The sequence below is a fragment of the Amycolatopsis sp. NPDC114503 genome, assembly GCF_055633655.1.
In genome coordinates this window covers 674,507-699,789 of record NZ_JBVKDT010000001.1, presented here as the reverse complement: position 1 = coordinate 699,789, position 25,283 = coordinate 674,507, and the positions used below count along the sequence as shown (strand labels likewise).

Sequence of the window (25,283 nt, the reverse complement as noted above, 5' to 3'; positions counted from 1 at the left end):
GGGATGATCAGCCGAGGGGGTTTCGTGCTCATCACCACTCAAGACCTGGGGGTCACCGCGGGCGAGACTGAGCTGTTCAGCGGTCTCGACCTGGCCGTCGACGCCGGCGAATGCCTGGTCGTCCGCGGTGCCAACGGGACGGGCAAGTCGACGTTGCTGCGCTGTCTCTACGGGAACCAGGTGCCGACGTCCGGCTCCGTGTCCGTCTGCGGCGGACCGCCCGACGAGCGGTCCGCCGCTTTCCGCCGCCGGGTTTCGGTGCTTTTCGACGATTCGGCGCTCTTCGACGAGCTCACCCCGCGCCAGCATCTCGACCTGCTGCGCAATTCCTTCGGCGGCGAACTGGCCGACGGTCCGGTACCGGCTCCCGATGTGCCCGCGTCGGAACTCTCCGCCGGACAACGGCGCCGGCTCCTGCTGCACGCCGCGGTCGCGCGTCCGCACGAGGTGCTGCTGCTGGACGAACCGGAACGCGCCCTGGACGCCGACGGTCGCGCCTGGCTGTCCACCCTGGTCCGCACCAGCACGGAACGCGGCGCGGCGGTGGTCGTGGCGAGCCATCACCCGCCGCTCGCGGACGAGGTCGCGGATTACGTGGTGGACCTGTGAAACGTCCGGACCTGGTGCTGGCGCTGGTGATCGCGGTCGGGCTGCTGGGATCGCCGTTCTACAACACCGAACTGGTGCGGAGCCAGCTGATCGGCGGTGCTCCGGTAGGCGCGCTCGGCAGCCTGCTCGTGCTGTGCACCGGCCTCGCATTGGCCTGGCGCGCGACCTTGCGCCGCGGCTACCTGTGGGCCCATCCGGCCACGCTGACCTGGGACGATTTCGACGGCCAGCGTCCTTCCGCGCTCACTCACCGGCTCGTGCTGGACTGGGCCGCCCGCTTCGGGGTCGCCGCGTATTTCTTCGCGGTGTCGGGCATGCTCATCGGCTTCCCCAGTTCGCTCGTCGGTCCAGTGGTGCTTTTCGTGGTCGTCGCCGCGCTGGCGCTGGCGATGGGCCGCCGCCGCTCGTTACCCGGCGAATCCCTTCTCCCGCTTACCCTCGCAGTGGCCCTGGTCGTTCCACTGTGGACATACGTGGCCGCCGCCGCCGTCGCCGCCTGCGCGTTGGCGCGGTCCTCTCCGTTGCCGCACACGGTTTCTCGCGACACCTTGATCCGGCACTACACCGAACGCATGGTGCGCCGGACGTCCGCCGCCTTCCTGGACGTCTGGGCGCTGCTCCCGGCCGGACGCCCAGTACCGTGGCGGAACGCGCTGGCCGGTCGCTTCATCGTCACCCGGTATGTCGTCACGGGGACTCTCGCACGCCGGTACACGCTGGGTCTGCCGGTCTTCCTGGCACTCGCCGTAGTCGCGACCCACGCGACCTTCCCCGCCGTAACGTCGGTGTGGCTACTCGGCATCGGCGGCTACCTGGCGCTGCTGCCGTTCACCGCGCCGGTCGCGCAGCTGCATCGAGTGCCCGGGCTGCGGCGCTGGCTGGACGCGTCGAACCTCCGTCTGCATGCCGTGACCTGCGCTTTTCTCTGCCTGCTCGCCTTGGTCTGGGCGGGCGTGGTCCTGCTGCTGGGCATTCCGGCTTCGGTCAACGCGGTCGTCGCCGTCCTCATCGCCGCACTGTCCGCGGTGCGCTCGGTGACCCGCGGCCCGCTGGACTTCAGCTCGATGGGGATGGTGCTGTACGAGGGAGTCCTGATCCCCGCCGGACTGGTGCGGCAGCTCGTCCGGGGCCCGGATCTCCTGGTGCTCGGGCTGGCAGCGGCGGGTTTCATCCCGGTCTAGCCACCGACCTCATATTCGTTTTCGACAGCTCGGGCTGCAAGTTCAATCCCGAGCGAGTATCCGCGGCGAACTTGCCGACATCGGACATGATGCTTGGCAAATAGGCTAGCGGTATAGGTTGACGGAGCAGGGGCCCGAAGTCCGTTGATTCAAGATCAACAGAAAGCAGCAGGCCCCCGCTCCTTCATTCATAATGAATACTATCGAACCGATACTTCTTGCCGATGCGATGTACTCATCAGCGTCCAGTCAGCCGCTCCTCCTGCTCAAGAAACTCCCGCCCCACCCTACTGTAACCGTTCACGCGCTTCACGAGACTTTCCTGCGTTACACCAAGCTTCTTCGCCCCATCAGCGATGCTCTGATTTTCTGCCAGCACATCGTTTATGGTCCGTTCAAGCTGCACGACCGGCACACGCCCTTGCTTGCGCACTTTACCCTTTCAATTTTCAGGCATAACTGGATTTTGTGATTCACCCGGTCTAAACTGCAGCCGGGGCCTGCCGACGAGTCACTGTTACACGGCTCCCTCCGCGTCGGACAGGAGGGCCATCTCCTGTCCGGCGCATCTTTTACAATGCCATGATCGGCTTGGGCATAGGCTCTCCTTTCTTAAAGGCAAGATACTGCCGTTTTTCGCCACGGACCCAGGCATTCCACCCTTTCAGGTACACGGCCACATGCTCGCGAGCATCCATCCGCCGCCTGCCCCTCGCCGCACGCGCGTTGGCGAAGTACGTTCTGAACTTCAGCCTTATGTCGTCCTCGGCGAGGTTCGCACCGGTGATCAGTCCGATGAACCACAGATCCGCATCGATCTCAGGCGCAGCTGTAGAAGCGACGTAAATCGCCGTTGCACAGGCCGAGGTGATGATCCCCGTTGCCGCCGCCACCGGACGGGCCTTGCGAATACAATTGATCATTTCAGGATGCTTTTCATGCTCAACTAGCACCTGGTCATTGCTCAACCTCGACTTGCTTCCCGTCCATGTCGCATTCGGAGCCACCGTGTTGTAAAGGTGCAAGTAACGAAGAGACGCACCGAGGTTGTAAACGTCTGTCGCACCACGCATCCGGAGACTGTCGCTTGCGCTGCGGCGCCGCCCAGTGTCGACAACGCTGAATGTGGCCCGGCTGACGCCGCGCACCACCAACATCGACACGGTCATGCCCGACTTGACCACAGCAGCAAGCCGATGCTGGCCGTCCAACAAGACGCCGCAGTCATCGATGGCCAAGGACTGGTGGCTCAACATCCACTCACCACGAGCCATCGCACCGGCGTACAGGTCTACTGTCTCGCGATCGAGCTTGCGGTTCTCTTTGTTGAGTTCCAGGAGTTGCTCCGCAACCCGAGGCGAGATCTTCATGACGGAGGTGCTGAGCTTCCCCCCCTCGGCACCGAAGCCAGACTCGATCTGGTCAGTTCTAGCCAAGTTCCATCCTTTCACGTTCGCTGCCCCGAGCGGGCAACCGCGCGACCGTATAGGGGAGAGCGCTCAAAACAGCCGCAGTTAGCCGCCGCATCGGTAAAGTTCACGAGATCGGATCTCCCGGCGCAGCCTTGCCAGGGCACCCTGCCGAACTTGCTGCTGCCGCTCGACGTCAGCAAGACCTGCATGTCTAGGCAAGCCGCAACCGACCCCTAATAGCAGCGTTCTTGCTGGTCAGAGGCGAAGATCTGGTTACTACTAGGCTGGCGAACAGGGCGGTGAGACATCAGCAGACCGCGATTCATCGCTGTCGTCCCCACCAACTGCGCACTCGGCCGCCCCTTGCGTCTTGCGACGGCGCACTGACGCGACAGCGTCTCCTGGTGCTCGGATTAATTGCCGCGAGTTTCGTCCCGATCTAGCTTTAGGCTTTCCCGCCATGGGCCGACGCATCATGGTCACCGGATGCTCCGGGGCCGGAAAATCCACCCTGGCCAGGCAAATCGGCACCGCCCTCGACCTCCCGGTCACACATCTGGACCGGCTCTACTGGCGTCCCGGCTGGGTCCCGGCCTCGCCAGAGGAGTTCCGCGCTTCCGTCGCCGAGGCCGCCAGCACGGACAGCTGGGTGATCGACGGCAACTACAGCAAAACCTTCGACCTGCGCCTGCCGTTCGCCGACACCGTCGTGCTGCTGGACGCCTCGCGCTACGTCTGCCTGTCCCGCGTCGTGCGGCGGCAGCTGCGCGAATGGGGCCAGGAAACGCAGGCTCCCGGATGCGTGTCGAAGATCGACGCCGAGCTGGTCCAGTGGATCTGGAAGTGGCCGACCCGCCGTCCGCTGATGCTGCACCGGATCGCCACCGAAGCCCCGGCGGCGCGGCAGGTGCTGCTGCGCTCGCCCCGCGAGGTGTCCGCCTTCCTGCAGCGCCTGCGGTGATCGCTTGCCGGGCCAGCAATAAAGTGCCTTCCATGAGGACGGGAACGGCCGCGGAGACCGCCGCACAACTGGAAGCCGAGCTGGAGAATTATCCCGATGAGCGGGGAGAGATCCTGTTCGAAGCGGCACAGGCATGGCGTCAGGCCGGTGACGACGACCGCGCCGTCGCACTGCTGACCCAGGCTGTCGTGCTGGGCGGCGAGGAAGGGGGCAACGCCCGGGTCGAACTCGCCGAGGTGCTGTTCGACCTGGGCCGGGCCGAGGAGGCCCAGTCCTGCCTGGACGAGTTGCGGAGTGAGCGACTGTCCTCACCGGTGCCGTATCACCTGGCCGCAGAGCTGCTGGAGCACCGTGGAGAGCTTCAGCAGGCGCTGGCCTGGTTCGACCTGGCCGTAGCCCGGCTGTCCGAGCAAGAGCCGGCCGGCCGGAACACGGAGTCCGGGTTCTTCACCCACGCGAACCACATCTTGACCGCTCGCCGGCGGGTGCGCCGCGCGCTGGGGTTGCCTCCGGACGAGCAGGACGAGTCGGTCCAGGGCCCTTCGGATCTGGACCCTGCTGCCGCCCCGCCCGCGCCTCCGGGGGAAGTGCGAGTGCTGTTCTGGCCCCGCGACGAGATTCCCCTCGCGTACGAGGCTTGGCCGCACCTGGTTCCACACGCCGACGCGGACGCCATCGTCGCCGACCGAGAGGCGGACAACCGGGAGCTGTCCGAGACGGGCATCGCCCGGATCTTGATGGTCCCGTTGACCACCGCGAAACTCCGGGAGTTCGCGACCCGTACCGGTAGCGACCCAGCCGCGGAAGACACCCGGCTGGCCTGCATGAACGAGATCTTCGAGGAAGGCTGCACGCTGAGCTGGCCCCCCGCGCGCAACGAGCCCTGCTGGTGCGGCTCGGGCGCGAAATACAAGAAGTGCTGCGGCCGTCCTAACCTCTCCTGACCGCGTACGGCGGCCAGCTGACCTGCGCTTATCCCTACTCGGGAGCAAATCACGGCACTCGTTCGTTCACTGGATATGGCTGTCGTGTTCCTGCTCTACGTCATCGCTGAAGTCGCCGCCATCTGGGCGGTCGGCTCGGTCGTCGGTGTGCTCGGCACGATCGGTCTGCTGATCGCGGGCGCGTTCGTGGGCTCGTGGCTCGCGCGCCGCGAGGGCGGCAAGGCGATGCGCGCGTTCATGGCGACCGCGCAGTCCGGCCGCAATCCGGAGAAGGAACTGACCGACGGCATGCTCGTCGCGCTCGGCGGCGTGCTGATCATGGTGCCCGGCTTCGTCAGCGACGTGCTGGGCCTGCTGTTCCTGCTCCCGCCGACCCGTTCCGTCGCCCGGCGGTTTTGGCTGCGCCGTGCGGAGAAGCGCGCCGTCCGGTACGCCAACCAGCGTCGGGGCCCGGTGATGGTGGTGGACAGCGAGGTCGTCACTGAGGAACCGCGGCCGTCGAACCACCCGGTGATCGAAGGCCGGATCGTCGAAGGCTGAGCCTTTGCCACAATGACTCCCGTGGAGCGGCTGGTAACGACTTCCGCGGTGAGCGCCCGCATGAGCAAACAGAAGTCCCGCAACACCGGGATCGAAATGGCGCTGCGCAAGATCCTGCACGCCGCCGGGTTCCGCTATCGAGTGCACCGACGTCCGGTCAAAGGTGTTCGCCGCGAGGCTGACCTGGTGTTCGGCCCAGCCCGAGTGGCGGTTTTCGTGGACGGTTGCTTCTGGCACGGCTGCCCGGAACACGGCACGTGGCCGAAGAACAATGCGGATTATTGGCGGACCAAGATCGAAACCAACCGCCGCCGGGACGCGAATACCGACGCACTGCTGCTCGAAGCGGGCTGGCTGTCCGTGCGAATCTGGGAACACGAAGCGACCGATGTCGCCGCGTCTCGGGTGATCGAGACCGTGAAGGAACGTCGGCCCCATTAATGTTGGTGCCATGCCTCTACCGGGTCAGCCCACCGCCGCGGAATTCTTCGCCGGCATCGGTCTCGTGCGCCTAGGCCTGGAACCGGCCGGCTTCGACGTCGCGTGGTCCAACGACATCGAACCGGCGAAGCAAGCCATGTACGAGGCACACTTCAACGACCGAGGCGCGCACGAGTACGTCCTGGGCGATGTCGCTGCCCTGCGCGGCGCTGACCTGCCCTCGGGCCTCAGCCTGGCCTGGGCGTCCTTCCCCTGCACGGATCTTTCGCTGGCCGGCTGGCGTCGCGGATTAGCGGGCTCGCACTCGTCGACGTTCTGGGAATTCACCCGCATCCTCGACGAACTGGGCCCGGATCGTCCGCCCGTCGTAGCGCTGGAAAACGTGGTCGGCCTAGCCACCAGCCACGGCGGCGACGATCTCCGCGCGGCGATCCAGGAACTCAACCGCCTCGGCTACTCGGCCGACGTCCTGGCCCTGGACGCCCGGCGGTTCGTCCCGCAATCGCGGCCGCGGTTGTTCATCGTTGGTGCGCAGAATCCGCCCCCTGACTCACCTGCGCCGTCGCCGCTCCGCCCGCCTTGGCTGGCGCTTGATCCTGCGTTGCGGACACATCGCGCCGCCTTGCCCGCGCCGCCTCCGCTGCTGGTCACCGGGCTGTCTGCCGCTGTCGAACGCCTGCCCGCCGACGACGAGCGTTGGTGGAATCCGCTTCGTACCTCGGGATTTATCGGGTCCCTTTCGCCGCTCCAGTTGGAGCGATTGACGCAGCTCAAGGCGGGAAAGACGCTGGTGTACCGGACGGCTTACCGCCGGACCCGGAATGGGAAGCCGGTGTGGGAAGTCCGGCCGGACGACATCTCCGGCTGCCTGCGCACTGCCCGCGGCGGGTCTTCTAAGCAGGCCGTTGTTCAGGCTGGACGGGGCTCGGTGCGAGTCCGATGGATGACGCCCCGGGAGTATGCGCGGCTGATGGGCGCGGGGAAGTACGCGCTGGACGGGCTGCGGAACAACCAGGCGCTGTTCGGCTTCGGGGACGCGGTGTGCGTGCCGGTGGTGCAGTGGCTGTCGGAGAATTACCTGATGCCGTTGGCGCGTGGGGAGATGAGCTTGGAGACCGCGGTTTAGTCCGCCCCAGTCGGCTTAGGAATGTCGAAATACCCCGACAACCGCACCGCAGGCGCGTACTCGCCCTTGACCTTCACCTTCCCCGTCACGAACATCGCCGCCACCGCCGCGTTCCCCGTCGCCATCCGGATGAAGTCCTCGACGGCGACCGTGATCGTCGTGTCCGGGGTGCGGGCCAGGTCGGTGCTCGATACGCACAGGCCGTCCTCGATGACCGTTTGGTAGCGGTCGAAATCGTCCCCAGCCGGGAAGCGCCAGGAGACCACGATGTCCACGTGCCGGGCTCGTTCCGGGCGGAAGTGTTCCGACATCCGGCGGAAGATCTCGTCCAGGAAGACCGCGCGCAGTTCGTCGTGGTCGGCGATGCCTTTCAGCTGCTCGCGGGTCGCCGACGCGACGACGTCCACCAGGGCCTGGGTGGTCAGCGAGCCGATGTCGATGCCGGCTCCGGCCGTGCCGAGCATGTGCAGCGTCTCCAGGACCTGCACGAACTGCTCCGGCGTCAGTTTGCCCACCTCGAGGGTGCGGGCGAAACCGTTCACCGCGTGCTCACCGGGTGAGTGCGCGGCACGCATGCGCGAGCGCCAGCGGGACACGGAGCGGCTCAGGCCGGTCGGGGGAGGTCGAAGTGGCCGACCAACCCGGCTGCGAAGGCCAGATCGCCCTTGACCTTCAGTTTTCCGGTCACGAACAGGACCGCGGGCGTTGCCTGATGAGTAATGATGCGGAAGAAGTCCACGGGCGAAAGCGTAATCGTCACGCGGGGTTTCTCGCGCATTTCGCGGGACACGGTGCAGGTGCCGTCGGAAAGCACCGTCTCGTAGCGGTCGTAGCCGCCCTCTCCGGTGCCGCCGGAAAGCCGCCAGTGCACGACCGCGTGCAGCGACTTCGCACGGATGTGCGCTCCCATGCGCGCGAAGATTTCGTCCAGCACCCGCTCCCGCAGCGCGCGTTCGGCGACCACGGCCTCCAGCTGCGCCCGCGACGCCCGCGCGACCAGCGTGGCGAACTTCGTCGGGTCGACCTTGTCCAGCGAGAACGCCGGCACCTGCTCAGACAGCCGCACCAGCGCCGCCAGCAGCCGGTTCATGTCGGAACGGCCCAGCTCACGGGGGTCAATGGCGTCCGCGACCGCGTTGACGTCGAGCGCGCTCGCGTCGACGGCTTCGGTGCGGTCCAGCGCGTCCAGCAGCGCGACCCCGCGCAGGCCGGCCAGGTCAGAGCTGGTCGCCTCCGGGTTGTCGGCCATCTTCCACCCCTTCCGAAACTTTCCGCCGTAAGGCTACCGGTGAGTAGGTAGCCCGGCAAGCAACGCCGGGGGCCTGGCTCCGGGTACCGTCCGTGCCAGCGAGAGGGAGGAAACAACCACCGTGCCCGACGAAGATCAGCGCCCACCCGAGCGAGCGAGACGGCTGCCGAGGGCGGTCCGTGAACGCCAGATCCTGGACGCCGCGGTGCAGGTGTTCTCCCAGCACGGCTACCACTCGGCGTCGATGGACGAGATCTCCGAGGTCGCGGGCGTCTCCAAGCCGATGATCTACACCTACCTCGGCTCGAAGGAAGACCTCTTCGGCAAGAGCATCCAGCGCGAGGCGACCCGCCTGCTGGAAGCCATCCAGGCCGGCGTGCAGCCCGACCTCCCGCCGGACATGCAGCTGTGGCACGGCCTGCGCTCGTTCTACCGCTTCGTCGCCGAATACCGCGAGTCCTGGACGGTGCTGCACCGCCAGGCGCTGACGGTCGGAGGCGGGTTCGCGGCGGAGATCACCGCGATGCGCACGCGCGCGATCGAGCTGGTCGCGGCGCTGGTGGTGGCTGCGGGCACGCGCAAGGGCCTCGGCGAGCAGACGGAGTTCTCCGGGCCCGGGTTGGCGGCCGCGCTGGTCGGCGCGGCGGAATCGCTGGCCGACTGGGCGCTGGACCACCCGGAGATCTCCGACGGCGTGCTCGCGTCGTGGCTGATGAACCTGGTGTGGCTGGGGTTCAACGACCTCGTGGAGGGGCAGGTCTGGAAGCCCTCAGAGGGCTGAGATCACCCCGTCCAAATGGGGCTTCGGCTTCCGCGCGTGCCACAGCTCGAAGGCCCACCCGTCGTCGGTCTGCCACGTCGTGAACGCCGCGCGACCGGGCAACAACACAGGCTGCTTGAACCGCACCGCCACGCTGTACGCGTCCGGCAGCCGGCCCTCGAACGACGCCAGCGCGTGCGCCTTCGTCCACATCCCGTGCGCGATCGCCTGCGGGAAGCCGAACAGGCGCGCGGTCAGCGGGTGCAGGTGGATCGGGTTGCGGTCGCCGGAAACCTCGGCGTAGCGGCGGCCGATGTCGCCCGGGACGTGCCACAACGCGGACGGTTTCGGGGGTGTCAGCTGAGTGCGCGGACCCCCAGAGCCAGAGCCTGAGCCGGTGCGGCGGAGATAAGTCGACACCTCGCTCCACACGGTGTCCGCGCCGGAGCGGACCTCGCTCACCATGTCGAACTGGCTGCCTTTTTCGTGCGGGCGCAGGTTTTCCGCGCGCACGCTCACTCGGAACGTCTCGCCGAGCAGCAACGGACGGTGTTGCGTGATCCGGTTCTCGACGTGCACCAAACCCAGCAGCGGGAACGGGAAACCCGGTTCGGTCATCAACGCCATCTGCAGTCCGAACACCAACATGTGCGGATACGTCGCCGGAAGCTCGTCCGAAAAGCGGAATCCGCAAACTTCGTTGTAGGCCGCGACATGTGCCGGGTCTACGACGACCTCGGGCCGCACCAACTCCGTAGTCGGCAGAGTCGAGCCGCCGCCTCGGCGGAGCAGGGCTTTCGGGTACAGCGTCGCCAGGCTTGGCGCGCTCGTCACTTCACGAACGGCCATAGCTCACGCCCCCAGCAGCGCCTGGCCGCACACGCGGACCAGGTTCCCGTTGACCGCGGCCGACGCCGGATTGGCATACCAGGCAATGGTTTCCGCGACGTCCACCGGCAGTCCGCCCTGACCGAGGCTGGACAGCCGACGTCCGGCCTCGCGAATGAACAGCGGTACCGCGGCGGTCATCTTGGTCTCGATGAACCCGGGCGCGACCGCGTTGATCGTGCCGCCGTACTCCGCGAGCTGCGGCGCGCCGACGTTCACCATCCCGATCACGCCCGCCTTCGACGTCGCGTAGTTCGTCTGGCCGACGTTGCCCGCGATACCCGCGATCGAGGAAACCCCGATGACCCGGCCGTTTTCGCGCAGGATCTTGTCGCCGAGGAGCTTGTCGTTCACCGCGAGCTGCGCGGCGAGGTTCACCGAGATCACCGAATCCCAGCCGCCCTCGGTCATGTTGCCGAGCGTCTTGTCGCGGGTGATGCCGGCGTTGTGCACCACGACATCCACGCCGCCGTGGCGGGAAGTCAGGTACTCGGCGAGTTTGGCCGGCGCGTCGGCGGCAGTGATGTCCAGCTGCAGCGCCGAACCGCCGATCCGATTGGCCACAGTGGACAGATCGCCACCCTGAGCCGGGATGTCCAGCGCGACCACGTGCGCGCCGTCGCGGGCGAGCGTTTCGGCGATCGCCTCGCCGATGCCGCGCGACGCACCGGTGACCAGCGCGACCTTTCCGTCCAGCGGCTTGTCCCAGTTCTCCGGCGTGGGCGCGGTCTTCGCGTGCGTGCCGACGCGGATGACCTGGCCATCGACGAACGCCGACTTCGCCGACAGCAGGAACCGCAGCGTCGACTCGGCCGCGTCCTCCGCCCCTTCGGCGACGTACACCAGCTGCGCCGTCGCGCCGCGCTTCAGTTCCTTGCCGACCGAGCGGACGAAACCCTCCAGCGCGCGCTGCGCGATCCGCTCGCGGCCCTCGGCCAGCTCCGGCGGCGTGCCGAGCACGACCACCCGGCCGGAGGAACCCACCTTGCGGATTACCGGGTGGAAGAACCGGTAGACCTCACGCAGCTGTCCCGGATCCTTCACGCCGGTGGCGTCGAAAACCAGCGCCGCGTGCCGGTCGGCGGGCGCGCTGATCACCTCGATGCCGGCCTCGGTGAGCTGCGCCCGAACGCTCTTCTCCAGCCGTCCGCCAGGCGCGGCGCCGAGAAGTGCGGGACCCTCGAGTGCGGGTTGGCCGGGACGGTACCGGCGCAACGTCGCGGGGTTGGGCAGGCCGAGCTTCGGCACCACGAATTTCCCCAGCGGGGTCCTCGTGAACTGCTGGTACCTGTCCGCCATCACGTGCCTCCCGTGCAGTCTGCGTCACGTCGCAGTCTAACCTACTCGCTAGTAGGTTACAGTGTGAAAGGCACGACTCCAGAGAGGTGGACGGCATGGCGACCAGGAAAACCCCGGCGGTGCGCAAGGTCGCGATCGTCGGCGGGAACCGGATCCCCTTCGCGCGGTCGAACGGCCCGTACTCCCGGGCCTCGAACCAGGACATGTTCACCGCCGCGCTGGACGGTCTGGTCAGCCGGTTTTCGCTGCAGGGCGAGGTGATCGGGGAGGTCGCCGCCGGCGCGGTGCTCAAGCACTCCAAGGACTTCAACCTCGCCCGCGAGAGCGTGCTGGGCAGCAAGCTCTCGCCCGCGACCCCGGCCTCGGACGTCCAGATGGCGTGCGGCACCGGCTTGCAGGCAGTCATCAACGTCGCCCACAAGATCGCCCTCGGGGAAATCGATTCGGCGATCGCGGGCGGCGTGGACACCACGAGTGACGCCCCGCTGGCGGTGAACGCCAACCTGCGCCAGATCCTCGTGCAGCTCAACGCGGCGAAGACGCTCGGCGACCGGCTCAAGCTGGTCGCGAAGCTCCGTCCGGGCCACATCGTGCCGGAGATCCCGCGCAACGCCGAACCGCGCACCGGCCTGTCGATGGGGGAGCACGCCGCGCTCACCGCGCAGGTCTGGGACGTCACCCGCGAGGCGCAGGACGAACTGGCCGCGACCAGCCATCGCAACCTCGCCGCCGCCTACGACCGCGGATTCTTCGACGACCTGGTCACGCCGTATCTCAAGCTCGCCCGCGACCAGAACCTCCGCCCGGACTCCTCGGTCGAAAAGCTCGCCAAGCTCAAGCCGGTCTACGGCGGCCCGGACGGAACGATGACGGCGGGCAACTCGACGCCGCTCACCGACGGCGCGTCGACCGTCCTGCTCGCGACCGAGCAGTGGGCGAAGGCGCACAAGCTGCCGGTGCTGGCGTACCTGACATTCAGCCAGACCGCCGCTGTCGACTACGTGCACGGCGACGAGGGTCTGCTGATGGCCCCGGCGTACGCCGTGCCGCGGATGCTCGAGCGCGCCGGATTGACGTTGCAGGACTTCGACTTCTACGAGATCCACGAGGCGTTCGCTTCGCAGGTGCTCGCCACGCTCAAGGCGTGGGAGGACCCGGCGTTCGCCAAGGAGAAGCTCGGCCTCGACGCGCCGCTCGGCTCGATCGACCGGACGAAGCTCAACGTCAACGGCTCCTCGCTGGCGGCTGGACACCCGTTCGCCGCGACCGGCGGCCGGATCGTCGCGACGCTCGCGAAGCTGCTGAACGAGAAGGGTTCCGGACGCGGCCTGATCTCCATTTGCGCGGCAGGCGGCCAGGGCGTCACCGCGATCCTGGAGAAGTAAGCGCGCGAAAGGCCGCCGCCCGAACACTCGGGCGGCGGCCTTTTTCGTGCGTTCAGTCGGTGAGCGACTTCTCCGCGCGCTTGGCCAGTTTGTCGGCGCGCTTGCCCGCTTTCTTCGCCGCGCGCCGGGCCCGCCAGCCCAGCGACGGCTTGCCCGCCGTGTCGCCGGCAGCCAGCAGCAGCCCGCCGGCCAGCGACGCGTTCTTGATGAACTGGATCTGCTGAGCCTGCTTCTCGGCCGGATCGGTCAGCGCCCAGAACCGGTGCGCGGACAGGGTCGTCGGCACCAGCGACCCGAGCAGCGCCACCGCCGCCAGCCGCGGGGCCTTGCCGCTCGCCAGTGCGAGCCCGGCTCCGATCTTGACCGCCGCGTCGATCCGCACCAGCGTGGCCGGATCGCGCGGGACCTGGTCCGGAACCAGGCCCTCGACCTTGTCGAAGGTCTCGGTGAGGAACGGCTCGGCCGCCTTCGCGTGGCCCTGGGTGTCGCGCAGGGCACCGATGCCACCGAACACGAAGATCGACGCGAGCAGTGGACGTGCCACCCGGCGCAGTATCACGGTCTCGCCTCTCTGGTCTGGAATCCCTGAAGAAGAACCTACAACCGGGATTGCCCGCCACGCTCCCCGCCGAACCGAGCTAGCGATACCTAGGCGAATATTGCTCTGACCCTAGATTCCCCTAGACAGTTCTATCGGGCTTCGGGCTTGACCTTGACGCTGCGTCAACCTCTACCGTCGAAGCCGTGGTCAGGACGGAATGGTCGATCCAGGACATCGCCCGGTCCGCGGGCACGACGAGCAGGACCCTGCGGCATTACGACGCCGTCGGGCTCCTGCCGCCGACGCGGATCGGCGGCAACGGCTACCGCTACTACGACGAGAACTCACTCGTCCGGTTGCAGCGGATCCTGCTGCTGCGCGAACTGGGCTTGGGTCTGCCCGCGATCGCCGAGGTGCTCGACGGAGAACGCGACGGTGTCGCGGCACTCGAGACGCACCTGGCGCTGCTGAAGCAAGAGCAGCAGCGGATCGGGCGGCAGATCGATTCCGTACGGACCACGCTTCGGAAACTGAAGGGAGGTGAACAACTGATGGCAGAGGAAATGTTCGACGGGTTCGACCACACCCAGTACAAGGAAGAGGTCACCCAGCGCTGGGGCGCCGACGCCTACCGCAAGAGCAACCAGTGGTGGAAGTCGCTGACCGAGGCCGACAAGAAGGCTTTCCAGCAGGAACAGCTGGACATCTCGGCCGCGTTCGGAGCTGCCCGCAAGGACGGCTACGACCCTGGTTCGGACGAGACGCAGGCTGTCACCGCACGGCTGCACGCCTGGCTGCAACCCGCCGCGGGGACCGTCTCGAAGTGCTACTTCACCGGTCTCGGACAGATGTATGTCGACGACCCGCGGTACGGCTCGTACGACGAGAAGCACGGCCCCGGCACCGCCGAGTACATCCGCGACGCGATGAAGATCTACGCGGAGCGGAACCTGACGGACTAACGCTCCGTCAGAGTAGGCGCTGGGGGTAAGGATGGACGGGGCTGCAGACCCGGCCATCTTTCTACGACACGCACTAGCTGTATATGCGCGAATATCGGGCTAGCTCTAGATACCTCGATACGGTGACAGAGTGGACCCCATCCGCAATCCCTTCGCGCCCGGCGCCGGGCAGCGGCCGCCGGAGCTGGCAGGCCGGGAAAGGGAGCTGAAGGCGTTCGAGGTCGTTCTCGAACGCGTCGCTCGCGGACGGCCGGAACGCAGTCTCGTGCTGACCGGCCTGCGTGGCGTCGGCAAGACGGTGCTGCTGGGGGAGCTGCGGTCGATGGCCGTCCGGCACCGGTGGGGTGCGGGCAAGATCGAGGCGCGACCGGACGCGGAACTGCGGCGTCCGCTGTCGGCGGCCCTGCATCGGGCGATCCGCGACCTCGCCGTGCGGCATCGCGCGCCGGACCGGGTCGAGGAAGTGCTCGGGGTGCTGAAGGCGTTCGCGCTCAAGGCGAACAAGCCGGACGCGAAACTGCGCGACCGCTGGCAACCCGGCATCGACGTGCCCGCCGCACAGGGCCGGGCGGACTCCGGCGACATCGAGATCGACCTGGTCGAGCTGTTCACCGATGTCGCCGAGCTGGCCGCGGACGTCGGCACCGGCGTCGCGCTGCTGATCGACGAGATCCAAGACCTGCAGCCGGACGACGTTTCGGCGCTGTGCGCGGCTTGCCATGAGCTGTCGCAATCCGGCGCGCCGCTGGTCGTGGTCGGGGCGGGGCTGCCGCATGTGCCGGCGGTGCTGTCGGCGTCGAAGTCGTACTCCGAGCGGCTCTTCCGGTACTCGCGCATCGACCGGCTCAGCCGCGAGGACGCCGACTACGCGGTGATGGCTCCGATAGAACGCGAGGAGGCCGGGATCGAACCGGAGGCGCTCGACGCGCTCTTCGACGCCTCCGGCGGCTACCCGTACTTCATCCAGGCCTACGGCAAGGCCGCCTGGGACGCCGCGCCCGCGGACCCGATCACAGTCAAGGACGTGCAGGTCGCCGCGCCTGAGGCGGAGTCTGAGCTGGCGGTCGGGTTCTTCGGGTCGCGCTACGAACGCGCGACGCCCGCCGAACGCGAGTACCTGCTCGCAATGGCGGAGATGACCCAAGGCCGCGACGAGGCCGCCGGCACCGCCGATGTGGCCGTCTACCTGGGGCGCAAGCCTTCGTCTCTGTCGCCGGCGCGCGACAGTCTGATGAAGAAAGGCCTGGTCTACTCCGCCGAACGCGGGCAGATCGCCTTCACCGTGCCGCACTTCGGGCACTACCTGCTCGGCCGCGACTGAGCGAATCTTCCTCTCGCTACCGGTCTATGCGGCTGCCTAGCTATTTATAGGAATTTTGCTAGATAGCCGTAGAGGACGTTAGCGCGTTAGCGGCTTGTGACTGCCGACACGCGATCTGTCCGGCGATCTTCAGGAGAGTGCCGATGATTCTTCGGCAAGTGCCCCATGTCACCGTAGATTCGTTGGCTTCCTTGTGAAAAAAGGTGCATACTAGAGACACAGCCACCGAAGATCTCTGAAGGGGATGCAAGAGACCATGAGCAACATCGCCGCCAAGCTCCGTGCCCGTCGCGCCGAGGCTCGCACTCGCCGGGCGCTGAACCGGGCGATCGACACCGCGGCCACCTCGACGGTCCGGCAGGAGCTCATCGCCCTCGCCCAGGCGCGTCAGCCGTTCATGCGCTGACCTGCACAACCAACCTGTTGGTGTGTCACTCACGTGAGTGATCTAGACCACAGCGAATCCTGGGTGTAACGCCGCGGAGAGCCGCGTCGATACCCACTACGACCCCGTGATGCTGGCGGACCCCCGACCTGGCAGCATCACGGGGTTTCCATATGTCTGGACCATTCTCGCCCCGTGTCCACCACCGGGGGAATTCCCTTGCCCCGAGCGGGCGGCGGGGAGATGCTTGACTCAGTCAACGATCGAGTCAAGGTGGTCCCCGTGCCGGATTCAGTCCTCACCGAACGCGTCGCCACGGTTCGCGCTTTCAACCGGCTCTACACCGGAGTGATCGGCGTCCTCGACGAGGGACCGGCCGACGCCGAGTACTCGCTGAGTGAAGCGCGGGTGCTGTTCGAACTGGCCCAACAGGACCAGCTGCAGGTCAGCGATCTGCGCAAACGGCTGGCACTGGACGGCGGCTACGCGAGCAGGCTGCTCGGCCGCCTGGAAACCCGCGGCCTCGTCACCCGCGAACGCTGCGCGGACGACGCGCGCCGCCAGCTCGTCACGCTCACCGCCGAAGGGCACGCCGCGTTCGCCGATCTCGACCACCGGTCGGCCAGCCAGATCGGCGGTCTCCTCGACCAGTTCGCGGACGCCGACCAGCGCCGCCTGCTCGGCGCGATGGGGACCATCACCGCGCTCGTCGGCGAACAGGCACCGGAACCGGCGGTCACCGTGCGCGCGCCACGGCCGGGCGACCTCGGCTGGGTGGTGCACCGGCACGGCGCGCTGTACGCCGAGGAGTACGACCTCGACGAACGCTTCGAAGCCATGGTCGCGCGCGTGGTCGCCGATTTCGCCGAACGCCGCGACGACCCGCGCCAGGCCGGCTGGATCGCCGAACTCGACGGCGAACGGGTCGGCAGCATTTTCTGCACCCCCGGCGACGAGGAAGACACCGCGAAACTCCGGCTGCTCCTGCTGGAACCGGCCGCGCGCGGACACGGCGTCGGCAAACGCCTGGTGCGCGAATGCGTCGAATTCGCCGCGGCGCAGGGGTATCGCGCGATGGAACTGTGGACGCTGTCGCTGCTCGCCGCCGCGCGCGGGATCTACCGCAGCGCCGGATTCGAACTCGTCGGCGAGGAGAAGACGGACGCGTTCGGCCCCCTCGTGACCGGCGAAACCTGGCGGCGGGAGTTATAGATGTTCGTCTTGTACTGCCCGGTGTGCGATCGCCGGACGCTGCTGGGCGTCGACGAGGTCGATTGGGTCGAGAACCTGACGCGCGGCGTGATCTCCGTGTCCGGCCACTGCCCGCTGGGCCACGCCGCGGTCATCCTGACCGGCGACGCGTTCACCCCGCACGCGGACCCGAGGTATTTCGGGCCCGCGCCGCGAGCGTGGACGAAACCGGTGCACCGCCTGCGCGGCTGGCTGCGAACCCGGTTCGAGATGAGCCGCGACCTGCCAGGCCCGTTCTACCGTTTCTGACGCCCCATCAAGTAAAACTCCGGATTCGGCTTGAGCGCGGTCAGATGCGCGAGCCGGTTGGACATCGCGAACAACGCGGTGATCGCGCCGACGTCCCAGATCTCGTCCTCCGACAGCCCCGCCTCGCGCGCCATCGCGAGGTCGCCCTCGCCGAACAACGCGGAATCGCGGGACAACGCCAAGGCGAGATCGACAATCGCCCGGCCGCGCTCGTCGAGTTCGACCTGCCACGGGTTCGTCGCGACCTGGTCGGACAGTTCGGGGTCCTTCGCGCGGATCCGCAGGATCGCTCCGTGCGCGACGATGCAGTAAGTGCAGTGGTTCGCGCCGGAGGTGGCTACGACGACCAGTTCGCGTTCGGCTTTGGTGAGTCCACCGTCGCGTTCCATGAGCGCGTCGTGGTAGTCGAGGAAAGCCCTCAGCTCGGCTGGGCGGTGACCCAGCGCGCGGAAGATGTTCGGTGTGAAGCCGGATTTCTCCGCGATGGCACCGATGCGCTCGCGGAGATCGTCGGGAAGGTCTTCGAGTTCCGTCACGGGGAACCGGCTCACGGGGTTGGTCATGCCGCCCACGCTAACCCGCGCGATCGGCGGACGGCAGGGGGTCGGGTGGGCCAAGGTAGCCGGATGGACGAGCGACCGGCGTTGCGGCCGATACCGCGGTGGGTGATCTGGGCTGGGCTTCCGGCGATGGTGGCGCTTGCCGCGGTGGCGGTGTGGGTGTTGCTCGCCTTCGCGCCGGATTCGGCCCAGCTGGATGCAATCCGGACTGGTGGCACGCTCGGGGTCGGGCTGGGTGGCGCGGTGGCGTTGTGGTTGGCCGTGCGACGGCAGCGGTCGACGGAGTTGGACTTGCTGCAGAAGGAGGCGGCGCATCGGCTTGCGGAACAGGTCGCCGCGGACACTCGGGAACATCAGCTTCGTACGGCCGCTGATACTCGGGAGGATGCGCTCGCTCGGCGGGTGACTGAGCAGTATGGGAAGGCTGTCGACCAGCTTGGGTCGGACCGAGCGCCGGTGCGGTTGGGCGGGTTGTACGCGCTGGAGCGGCTTGGGCAGGACCATGCGGATGGTCGGCTGCGGCAGATGATCGCCGATGTGTTGTGCGCTTATCTCCGGATGCCGTCCGATGACACAGTGGAGGAGGTGCAGGTTCGGCGGACTGCGCAGAAGATCATCGCGAACCATTCCCGCCCGGCTGACGGGCGACACTGGCCGGGGCTGCACCTCGATTTCTCCGGGGCGAACCTCGACCAGGTCGATTTCGGCCAATGCCGGTTCGACACCATCCTCTTCACCGGAACCACCTTCACCGGCATCGCCAACTTCGCGGGCGCGGTGTTCACCGTCCGCGCCGGTTTCATCGGAGCGAGTTTCGGCGAGGCGGCGGACTTCGAGAACGCGAGATTTCCCGTAGAGGCTGACTTCCGCGGTGCGGACTTCACCGGCACCGCGACGTTCTCGAGTGTCCGCTTCGCCGACGCGCATTTCGACATGGCGACCTTCGCCGACGCACGTTTTCGCGACGCGAAGTTCCGCGGCAGAACTTCCTTCGACGGCTCAGTGTTCGCCGAACCCGCCGCGTTCCAGCAAGCCAGGTTCGGCGGGCACACCTCGTTCGACCACGCGAAGTTCAGGCACGACGTCTCCCTGCACAGGTCACGTTTCGCCGACAGCACGTCCTTTGCGGGCGTGTCCTTCCAGCGCTATGCGGGTCTGCGCTCGATCCGTTTCGACGGCCCGGTGAGTTTTTACGAGGTCCGATTCGGTGGAGACTTCGATTTCGGAGAGTCGGAGTTCACCGGGGCATCCGAACTTGGACGCACCCTAGTGCGGCTGGACCGCGAGGGACCGGTGCTGCACAACTGGCCGGAAGGATGGACTCTCGGCGACCCCGAGGACGGCTGGGCCCCGCTGACCCGAACCACCTGACCCCCGGATGTACCCCGTTCACCCGGAAGGGGTTTGCTTACCCCCGTGAACTGGACCGCGTACGTGGACGGTTACTGCGAGCGCACCGCGCCCGGACTCTGGGGCGAGCCGCTCAACGACGTGGCCAACCTGGCCTTTCTCGTCGCCGCCGGGATGGTCTGGTGGTATGCCAACGGGCAGCGAACCGGGCGGGTGCTCGCCGTCCTGATCGGGTTGGTCTTCGTTGCCAGCAGCGTGTTTCACCTGGTCGCCACCCGATGGGGCGCGGTCGCCGACTCCACCGCCATCTTGCTCTTCGTGCTGTTCTACGCCGCGCTCTTTCCCCGGGTCTTCTTTAAAGCCAAAGCCAAGTGGGCCTGGCTCGGCGCACCGGCGTTCCTCGCACTCACGGTCGCGTCAGTGGCGCTCGGCGGCGGGTTGTACCTGCCGGCGCTCGTCGGGCTCGCGGGGTTCGCCGTCGCATTGGGGGTCAAGCGCGATTCGTACTGGCTGGACTTCACCATGGCTGCCGCGGTGTTCGCGTTGTCCTTGGCGTTTCGGAGCATTGACGAGGTGGTCTGCGGGGACTTCCCAGCGGGCACGCATTTCCTCTGGCATGTGCTGAACTCGGTTGTGCTCTACATCGTCGCGAAGGCAATGATCGGCAAAACAGAAGAGGCCCCCTCGCCGGACGACGGCGAGGGGGCCTCTGTCTAAAAAGGACTCAGTGCGCGCCGATCGGGCGCAGGTCCTTGTCGTGTTCGTCGGCGTGGTAGTCCTCGGGCGCGGTTTCGTCGTTGCCCGGGCTCCACTTCAGCGCCCGTGCGATGACCGAAACCACCGCGGCTACCACGATGTTCGCGATCAAAGCCACGAAACCGGGGTAGATCTGCACCACCGCGAGACCGGTGCCGCTGAACGGGTGCCAGCCGAAGATCGACAGGTTGCCCATCGCCAGCGCGGAGCCGCCGAAGTGGAGTTTTCCGTTGGCTGGGTTGGGGATTCCGTACAGCATGATCAGGCCCCAGCCCATGCCGACGATCCAGCCGGCGATGAGGCCCGCCTTGTGGAACCAGCGCGTGTACAGGGCGATGGCGACCGCGGGCAGGGTCTGCAGGATCAGCACGCCGCCGATGAGCTGCAGGTCGATCGAGAACTGCGGGTCGATGAGGATGATCACCAGCACCGCGCCCAGCTTGACCACCAGCGACGCCAGTTTGGCCTGCTTCGCCTCCTGCTTCGGCGTCGCGTCCTTGCGGATGTACTCCTTGTAGATGTTGCGCGTCCACAGGTTCGCCGCGGCGATCGACATGATCGCGGCGGGCACCAGCGCACCGATGCCGATCGCGGCGAAGGCGATGCCCGCGAACCAGTTCGTGAACTGCGAATCGAACAGCAGCGGGACGATCGTGTTGCCGTCCGGCTTGCCGGTGGCCGCGTTCGTCAGCGGCTTGACGCCTGCCGAAATCGCGACGTAGCCCAGCAGCGCCAGCAGACCCAGCACGAACGAGTAAGCCGGCAGCGCCACCATGTTCCGCTTGATCACGTTGCGGCCGCGCGAGGCGAGCACGCTCGTGAGCGAGTGCGGGTACAGGAACAGCGCGAGCGCCGAACCGAGCGCCAGCGTCGCGTACTGCAGCTGGTTGCTCGACGTCAGCAGGATCGACCCGGCCGGCTTGCCCGTCTTCGGGTTCGGCTTGGCGAGCGTTTCCTTGGCGGTGCTGAAAATGTGGTCCCAGCCGCCGAGTTTCGAGGGCAGGTAGATGATCGCCACGATGATCACGATGTAGATCAGGATGTCCTTGACGAACGCGATCAGCGCGGGCGCGCGCAGGCCCGACTGATACGTGTAGAGCGCCAGGATCACGAACGCGATCAGCAGCGGCAGGTGCCCGACGATGCCGGAACCGTTGATGCCCATCGTGCGCAGCACGGCTTCGAGGCCGACCAGCTGCAACGCGATGTACGGCATGGTCGCGACGATGCCGGTGATCGCGATCAGCAACGCCAGAGTCGGCGAACCGAAACGACCGCGGACGAAGTCGGCGGGAGTCACGTAGCCGCGCGAACGGCTGACCGACCACATGCGCAGCGCGGGCAGCAGGACGATCGGGTAGACGACGATCGTGTAAGGCAGCGCGTACAGGCCGAGCGCGCCGGCGCTGAACACGAGCGCGGGCACGGCGACGAAGGTATAGGCGGTGTAGAGGTCGCCGCCGAGCAGGAACCAGGTGATCCACGAACCGAACTTGCGCCCGCCGAGACCCCATTCGTCGAGGTGGTCGAGGCTGCCGCCGGCCTTCCAGCGCGAGGCGACGAAGCCGAGCACGGTGACGACGACGAACAGGAACGCGAAGACGATCAGTTCGACCCACTGAATGTTGTTCATCGGGCGTCCCCCTCGTCCAAGTCGTCAACGCTCAGCTCGTCCTGGCCCTGGTTGCGCGGCTTGTCCTTGGTCGCCAGGTAGACGATGCCGGTGCACAGCACGCCCAGCACGACGAACGCCAGCTGGAACCAGTAGAAGAACGGAAGGCCGAACAGCCGCGGCCCGTCGAAGTTGAACAGCGGCGTGACCAGGATCAGCAACGGGATCAGCAACAGCAGGTTCCAGGCACTGAACTGGAACCCGCGCACCCGACCGCCCGGTTTGGCAGTGGACATCGAACCTCACCTAACACTCACGTGACACGCGACCGCCTGACCCTAGACCGCGCTCATCCCGCCGTCATACGACTTCGATATCGATTCGATCAGCACTACGAACACGTTCCAGGGTGTGGACAACCTCGGGGACAACCCGCTCCCGCACCGCCTCGGCGGGCCGTTCGCTACCCCTATCGGCGGGACCGGGCCGCTCCGAATGACCCAAGAACTTGTGCCGACCGGCGGTTGTCCACGGGGTTCGGCAGCTTGTGCACAGAGTTATCCACAGGCAGTGGACAACTCTGTGGCTAAACTGGGCGGCATGGTCCGCGTGCCCCTCACCGACGAAGAACGCTCCCGCGGCGAGCGGCTCGGCCTGGTGCTGCGCGCCGCCCGGGCCAGCCGCAGCATGGTCGACGTGGCCGCCGAAGCGGGCATTTCGGTCGAAACCCTGCGCAAAATCGAAACCGGCCGGATTCCGACGCCCGCGTTCTTCACCGTCGCGGCGATCGCCGACGCGGTGGGCATGCCGCTGGACCGGCTGCGCGTCGCGTGCGACGGCGATCCGGCGGCGTTTTCGCAGGCCAGTTGACGTTTGCCGGGCTTGCGGGGGTGATCGGGCAGCCGGTCGAGACGGACGGGCAGAGCGGCTGAGTCCGGCCGCCGGGGGCAGGCTCGGCGAGCAGAACGGGCAAGCGGCCTGTGGACAACTGTGGACAGCTCAAGCCTCGGTGCGAAGCGCGACCACGGATCGGACAAAGGCGGCCGCCTCCGGGGAGCGGCAAGCGCCCTGTGGGCAGTTGCGGGACAGCTCAAGCCTCGAAGCGAAGCGCGACCACGGGCCGGATAAACGCGGCCACCTCCGGCGAGCAGCCGGAGCCCGATGTCGGTTGGCAACTGTGGACAACTCAGGACCCGACGCGAAGCGCGGCCTCAGCCCGGGCAAAAGCGACCACCTCCGGCGAGAGGCTGGCACCCGACATCGGTGGACAGCTCAAGCCTCGAAGCGAAGCGCAACCGCAGCCCGGACAAACGCCGCCACTCCCGGGGAGCGGCTCGTGGACGGCCAGGCAAGCATCGTCGTGACCTCCGCTGCGTCGACGACCGGGACCGCGACGTGCTCTGGCCACTGCCAGGCGCGGCTCGATGCCGGGATGACCAGCAGCGTCCGGCCGAGTGCGACGAGCTGGGCGAGTTTCGACTGGGTGCGCACCTCCGGCCCTGGACCGTCCGGATAGCTGCCGTCGAGGCGGGGCCAGCGGGCGATCGGCAGGTCCGGCACGTCGCTGACCTCGGCGAGCGTGAGCGTTTCCCGGGCGGCGAGCGGATGAGCCGCCGGGAGGATCGCGACCTGGCCCTCCGTCTGCAGCGCCTCGGTGTCGAATCCGGCGAGGTCGTCGTACGGGTGGTGCACGATCGCCACGTCCGCGGAACCGTCGCGGAGCAGTCCGGCCTGTTCGCCGACCTCGCACAGCAAAACCTCGACCGGCGGCGCGTCCGGGGCGTCCAGCAGCCGTTGCAGAACTTCGTGCGACGCTCCGGCTTTGGTCGCCAGCACCAGCGGATGAGTCCCGGCTCGACGCGTGCGGCGGGCGGCGGCCGCGACTGCGTCGAGAGCCAGGCGGGATTCGCGGAGCAGCACCCGACCGGCCTCGGTCAGCGCGACGCCGCGGCGGTTTCGGTCGAGGAGCTGGACGCCGAGCCGACGCTCCAGCTGCGCGATCGCGCGGGACAGCGGCGGCTGGGCGATCCCGAGCCGTTCGGCGGCGCGGCCGAAGTGCAATTCATCCGCGACTGCGGCGAAGTAGCGAAGCTCGCGGGTCTCGAGGTCGTCCACTCCAACCAGCGTAATACCCGGCGGGTATCACACTGGACCGGATCGGTCTTGGCCAAAACGTGAGGTCCGAGCCGACCATGGGTGGAGTGAACGACACGAAGATCGCGCTGGTCACCGGCGCGAACAAGGGAATCGGCCTCGCCATCGCGCACGGCCTCGGCTCGATCGGCTTCACCGTCGCCGTGGGCGCGCGGGACGAAACCAACCGCGAGAAGGCTGTTGAAGAGTTACGAGGTAAGGGCATCGACGCGTTCGGGGTCGCGCTCGACGTCACCTCCGAAGAAAGCGTCGCCGCCGCGGCCAAGGCCCTCGAACGGCTCGACGTCCTGGTCAACAACGCAGGCATCGGCGGCCGGATCGACGGCGGCGCCCAGGACCCGACGACGCTCGACCTCGACGTCGTCCGCACCGTCCTCGACACGAACGTCTTCGGCGTCGTCCGGGTCACGAACGCGATGCTGCCGCTGCTGCGCAAGGCGAAGTCGCCGCGCATCGTCAACATGTCCAGCAACATGGGCTCGCTCGAACTGCGAACTGGGCCCGTTCTCGCTGCCTACGCCCCGTCGAAGTCGATGCTCAACAGCATCACCGTGCAATACGCCCGCACGCTCGCCGACACGAACGTCATCATCAACGCCGCCTGCCCCGGTTACGTGGCAACGGATTTCACTGGTTACGCCGGAACACGCACGCCCGAGCAGGGCGCGGCGATCGCGGTCAAGCTCGCGACCTTGCCGGACGACGGGCCGCGCGGCGGGTTCTTCGACGACGCCGGGGTGGTCCCCTGGTGACTTCTCAACCGCGCAGGTCGGCGAGCACCCGTTCCCGGTCGTTGAGGTAGCGGCAGTCGCGGACTGGCAGCTCGAAGGAGTTCAGCAGCTTCTCGAAGTCCGCGTACTCGTCCGGGTTGAGCTGGATGCCGGTGACCTCGAAGTGCGCGGCCATGGTGTCGGCGAGTTCTTCCCATTCGCCGGACCACTGCAGATCGCGGTAGTACTCCAGATCGTCGGCCGGCATGCGGTCGGCGAGCAGGCGCAGGACGCTGTCGACGAAGTAGCTGATCCGGTTGCCCGACTGGTCGTCGACGGTCGGATTCGCCGGGTCTCGCGCGGCGTCCGGGTTCCGGACGACGCCGGGGCCCGGCATCGGGAAGCTGGTGTGCACGAGACCGTCGCCGTTGACCAGGACGACCACGCGCACGCCGTACCGTTCGCCGACGCAGCGCCAGCGGCCGTTGTACTGCTGCCGCCGGGGTTCGCCCGGATCGTTGGCGACGTCCTTGACCACGGCGATGATCTGCTCGTCGCTCCAGCCGGACGGAAATTCGCAGGTCGCCCTGCGGCCGATGCCGGAAGCGTGTCCACCGCCCACGTTCGGCTCCTCTCG

General features: G+C 67.4%; 30 protein-coding genes. 18 read left to right on the top strand and 12 right to left on the bottom strand.

Going from position 1 to position 25,283, the window contains the following annotated elements; genetic code table 11:
* Positions 1-3: 3 nt before the first annotated feature.
* Complete coding sequence (locus ACZ7OI_RS03445; RefSeq protein ID WP_470262608.1) at positions 4-609, top strand: ABC transporter ATP-binding protein; 606 nt, start codon at positions 4-6, stop codon at positions 607-609.
* Positions 606-1,790 (top strand): hypothetical protein, encoded by a 1,185-nt coding sequence (locus ACZ7OI_RS03440; protein WP_470262607.1) that lies wholly within the window; start codon positions 606-608, stop codon positions 1,788-1,790. Before ACZ7OI_RS03445 ends, ACZ7OI_RS03440 begins: the two co-directional genes overlap by 4 nt.
* A 238-nt stretch (positions 1,791-2,028) precedes the next feature.
* Here the strand turns inward: ACZ7OI_RS03440 and ACZ7OI_RS03435 are convergent, their stop codons facing one another.
* Together ACZ7OI_RS03435 and ACZ7OI_RS03430 are read right to left on the bottom strand one after the other, a co-directional pair.
* Positions 2,029-2,205, bottom strand: coding sequence for a hypothetical protein (locus ACZ7OI_RS03435; RefSeq protein ID WP_470262606.1), 177 nt, complete (start codon positions 2,203-2,205; stop codon positions 2,029-2,031).
* 157 nt (positions 2,206-2,362) lie between these two features.
* Positions 2,363-3,226, bottom strand: coding sequence for a hypothetical protein (locus tag ACZ7OI_RS03430; protein ID WP_470262605.1), 864 nt, complete (start codon positions 3,224-3,226; stop codon positions 2,363-2,365).
* Between the two features lie 436 nt (positions 3,227-3,662).
* On the opposite strand from ACZ7OI_RS03430, the gene ACZ7OI_RS03425 reads away from it, so the two are divergent.
* From ACZ7OI_RS03425 to ACZ7OI_RS03405, 5 genes are all read left to right on the top strand, one after another.
* Positions 3,663-4,163, top strand: coding sequence for a P-loop NTPase family protein (locus ACZ7OI_RS03425; protein WP_470262604.1), 501 nt, complete (start codon positions 3,663-3,665; stop codon positions 4,161-4,163).
* Between the two features lie 32 nt (positions 4,164-4,195).
* Positions 4,196-5,107, top strand: a complete 912-nt coding sequence (locus ACZ7OI_RS03420) for an SEC-C metal-binding domain-containing protein (RefSeq protein ID WP_470262603.1) — start codon at positions 4,196-4,198, stop codon at positions 5,105-5,107.
* Between the two features lie 75 nt (positions 5,108-5,182).
* Complete coding sequence (locus ACZ7OI_RS03415; protein ID WP_378399322.1) at positions 5,183-5,647, top strand: FxsA family protein; 465 nt, start codon at positions 5,183-5,185, stop codon at positions 5,645-5,647.
* Between the two features lie 12 nt (positions 5,648-5,659).
* Positions 5,660-6,088: a very short patch repair endonuclease gene (locus ACZ7OI_RS03410; RefSeq protein WP_470262602.1), complete on the top strand. Its 429-nt coding sequence runs from the start codon at positions 5,660-5,662 to the stop codon at positions 6,086-6,088.
* A 10-nt stretch (positions 6,089-6,098) separates the two neighbouring features.
* On the top strand, positions 6,099-7,214 hold the full coding sequence (locus ACZ7OI_RS03405; RefSeq protein WP_470262601.1) for a DNA cytosine methyltransferase: 1,116 nt from the start codon (positions 6,099-6,101) through the stop codon (positions 7,212-7,214).
* On the opposite strand, the gene ACZ7OI_RS03400 is transcribed toward ACZ7OI_RS03405, so the two are convergent.
* Positions 7,211-7,789, bottom strand: a complete 579-nt coding sequence (locus ACZ7OI_RS03400) for an SCP2 sterol-binding domain-containing protein (protein ID WP_470262600.1) — start codon at positions 7,787-7,789, stop codon at positions 7,211-7,213. The two genes, ACZ7OI_RS03405 and ACZ7OI_RS03400, sit on opposite strands and share 4 nt — an antisense overlap.
* Positions 7,790-7,818: 29 nt before the next feature.
* On the bottom strand, positions 7,819-8,463 hold the full coding sequence (locus tag ACZ7OI_RS03395; protein WP_470262599.1) for an SCP2 sterol-binding domain-containing protein: 645 nt from the start codon (positions 8,461-8,463) through the stop codon (positions 7,819-7,821).
* A 121-nt stretch (positions 8,464-8,584) separates the two neighbouring features.
* Here ACZ7OI_RS03395 and ACZ7OI_RS03390 point away from each other — a divergent pair, with 121 nt between their 5' ends.
* Entirely contained in the window at positions 8,585-9,244 is a 660-nt protein-coding gene (locus tag ACZ7OI_RS03390; protein ID WP_101436807.1) for a TetR/AcrR family transcriptional regulator, read from the top strand.
* Here ACZ7OI_RS03390 and ACZ7OI_RS03385 read toward each other — a convergent pair.
* Entirely contained in the window at positions 9,233-10,072 is an 840-nt protein-coding gene (locus ACZ7OI_RS03385) for a MaoC/PaaZ C-terminal domain-containing protein (RefSeq protein WP_470262598.1), read from the bottom strand. The genes ACZ7OI_RS03390 and ACZ7OI_RS03385 overlap by 12 nt on opposite strands.
* Positions 10,073-10,075: 3 nt before the next feature.
* Complete coding sequence (locus ACZ7OI_RS03380; protein ID WP_470262597.1) at positions 10,076-11,410, bottom strand: 3-oxoacyl-ACP reductase; 1,335 nt, start codon at positions 11,408-11,410, stop codon at positions 10,076-10,078.
* 95 nt (positions 11,411-11,505) lie between these two features.
* Here ACZ7OI_RS03380 and ACZ7OI_RS03375 point away from each other — a divergent pair, with 95 nt between their 5' ends.
* Positions 11,506-12,795: an acetyl-CoA C-acetyltransferase gene (locus ACZ7OI_RS03375; protein WP_470262596.1), complete on the top strand. Its 1,290-nt coding sequence runs from the start codon at positions 11,506-11,508 to the stop codon at positions 12,793-12,795.
* A gap of 52 nt (positions 12,796-12,847) precedes the next feature.
* Here the strand turns inward: ACZ7OI_RS03375 and ACZ7OI_RS03370 are convergent, their stop codons facing one another.
* The gene (locus ACZ7OI_RS03370) at positions 12,848-13,354 is read right to left on the bottom strand and encodes a DoxX family protein (RefSeq protein WP_470262595.1); all 507 of its coding nucleotides are present in this window, start codon (positions 13,352-13,354) and stop codon (positions 12,848-12,850) included.
* Between the two features lie 185 nt (positions 13,355-13,539).
* Here ACZ7OI_RS03370 and ACZ7OI_RS03365 point away from each other — a divergent pair, with 185 nt between their 5' ends.
* The 5 genes from ACZ7OI_RS03365 to ACZ7OI_RS03345 all read left to right on the top strand — a co-directional run bounded on the left by ACZ7OI_RS03365 (position 13,540) and on the right by ACZ7OI_RS03345 (position 17,504).
* Positions 13,540-14,298 carry a MerR family transcriptional regulator gene (locus ACZ7OI_RS03365; RefSeq protein WP_470262594.1) on the top strand — a complete coding sequence of 253 codons (759 nt, stop codon included), beginning with the start codon at positions 13,540-13,542 and terminating at the stop codon, positions 14,296-14,298.
* Between the two features lie 130 nt (positions 14,299-14,428).
* Positions 14,429-15,619: an AAA family ATPase gene (locus ACZ7OI_RS03360; protein ID WP_470262593.1), complete on the top strand. Its 1,191-nt coding sequence runs from the start codon at positions 14,429-14,431 to the stop codon at positions 15,617-15,619.
* Positions 15,620-15,875: 256 nt separating this feature from the next.
* Positions 15,876-16,025 carry a hypothetical protein gene (locus tag ACZ7OI_RS03355; protein WP_162836041.1) on the top strand — a complete coding sequence of 50 codons (150 nt, stop codon included), beginning with the start codon at positions 15,876-15,878 and terminating at the stop codon, positions 16,023-16,025.
* 261 nt (positions 16,026-16,286) lie between these two features.
* Entirely contained in the window at positions 16,287-17,216 is a 930-nt protein-coding gene (locus ACZ7OI_RS03350; RefSeq protein WP_470262592.1) for a bifunctional helix-turn-helix transcriptional regulator/GNAT family N-acetyltransferase, read from the top strand.
* Positions 17,217-17,504, top strand: a complete 288-nt coding sequence (locus ACZ7OI_RS03345; protein ID WP_470262591.1) for a hypothetical protein — start codon at positions 17,217-17,219, stop codon at positions 17,502-17,504.
* On the opposite strand, the gene ACZ7OI_RS03340 is transcribed toward ACZ7OI_RS03345, so the two are convergent.
* Positions 17,492-18,067, bottom strand: a complete 576-nt coding sequence (locus tag ACZ7OI_RS03340; RefSeq protein ID WP_470262590.1) for a peroxidase-related enzyme — start codon at positions 18,065-18,067, stop codon at positions 17,492-17,494. The genes ACZ7OI_RS03345 and ACZ7OI_RS03340 overlap by 13 nt on opposite strands.
* Before the next feature lie 63 nt (positions 18,068-18,130).
* On the opposite strand from ACZ7OI_RS03340, the gene ACZ7OI_RS03335 reads away from it, so the two are divergent.
* Both ACZ7OI_RS03335 and ACZ7OI_RS03330 read left to right on the top strand, forming a co-directional pair.
* A complete protein-coding gene (locus ACZ7OI_RS03335; RefSeq protein WP_470262589.1) occupies positions 18,131-19,435 on the top strand; it encodes a pentapeptide repeat-containing protein in 1,305 nt (434 codons plus the stop codon).
* A 45-nt stretch (positions 19,436-19,480) separates the two neighbouring features.
* Entirely contained in the window at positions 19,481-20,131 is a 651-nt protein-coding gene (locus tag ACZ7OI_RS03330) for a hypothetical protein (protein ID WP_470262588.1), read from the top strand.
* 7 nt (positions 20,132-20,138) lie between these two features.
* On the opposite strand, the gene mctP is transcribed toward ACZ7OI_RS03330, so the two are convergent.
* Both mctP and ACZ7OI_RS03320 read right to left on the bottom strand, forming a co-directional pair.
* Positions 20,139-21,803, bottom strand: coding sequence for a monocarboxylate uptake permease MctP (gene mctP / locus ACZ7OI_RS03325; protein ID WP_470262586.1), 1,665 nt, complete (start codon positions 21,801-21,803; stop codon positions 20,139-20,141).
* On the bottom strand, positions 21,800-22,078 hold the full coding sequence (locus tag ACZ7OI_RS03320) for a DUF3311 domain-containing protein (protein WP_344282736.1): 279 nt from the start codon (positions 22,076-22,078) through the stop codon (positions 21,800-21,802). The genes mctP and ACZ7OI_RS03320 overlap by 4 nt, the downstream gene beginning before the upstream one ends.
* Before the next feature lie 304 nt (positions 22,079-22,382).
* Here ACZ7OI_RS03320 and ACZ7OI_RS03315 point away from each other — a divergent pair, with 304 nt between their 5' ends.
* Complete coding sequence (locus ACZ7OI_RS03315) at positions 22,383-22,652, top strand: helix-turn-helix domain-containing protein (protein WP_116199468.1); 270 nt, start codon at positions 22,383-22,385, stop codon at positions 22,650-22,652.
* A 402-nt stretch (positions 22,653-23,054) separates the two neighbouring features.
* On the opposite strand, the gene ACZ7OI_RS03310 is transcribed toward ACZ7OI_RS03315, so the two are convergent.
* The gene (locus ACZ7OI_RS03310; protein WP_470262585.1) at positions 23,055-23,897 is read right to left on the bottom strand and encodes a LysR family transcriptional regulator; all 843 of its coding nucleotides are present in this window, start codon (positions 23,895-23,897) and stop codon (positions 23,055-23,057) included.
* 77 nt (positions 23,898-23,974) lie between these two features.
* On the opposite strand from ACZ7OI_RS03310, the gene ACZ7OI_RS03305 reads away from it, so the two are divergent.
* Entirely contained in the window at positions 23,975-24,688 is a 714-nt protein-coding gene (locus ACZ7OI_RS03305; protein WP_470262584.1) for an SDR family oxidoreductase, read from the top strand.
* A gap of 4 nt (positions 24,689-24,692) precedes the next feature.
* On the opposite strand, the gene ACZ7OI_RS03300 is transcribed toward ACZ7OI_RS03305, so the two are convergent.
* Positions 24,693-25,268, bottom strand: a complete 576-nt coding sequence (locus ACZ7OI_RS03300; RefSeq protein ID WP_470262583.1) for an EndoU domain-containing protein — start codon at positions 25,266-25,268, stop codon at positions 24,693-24,695.
* Between the last annotated feature and the right edge of the window lie 15 nt (positions 25,269-25,283).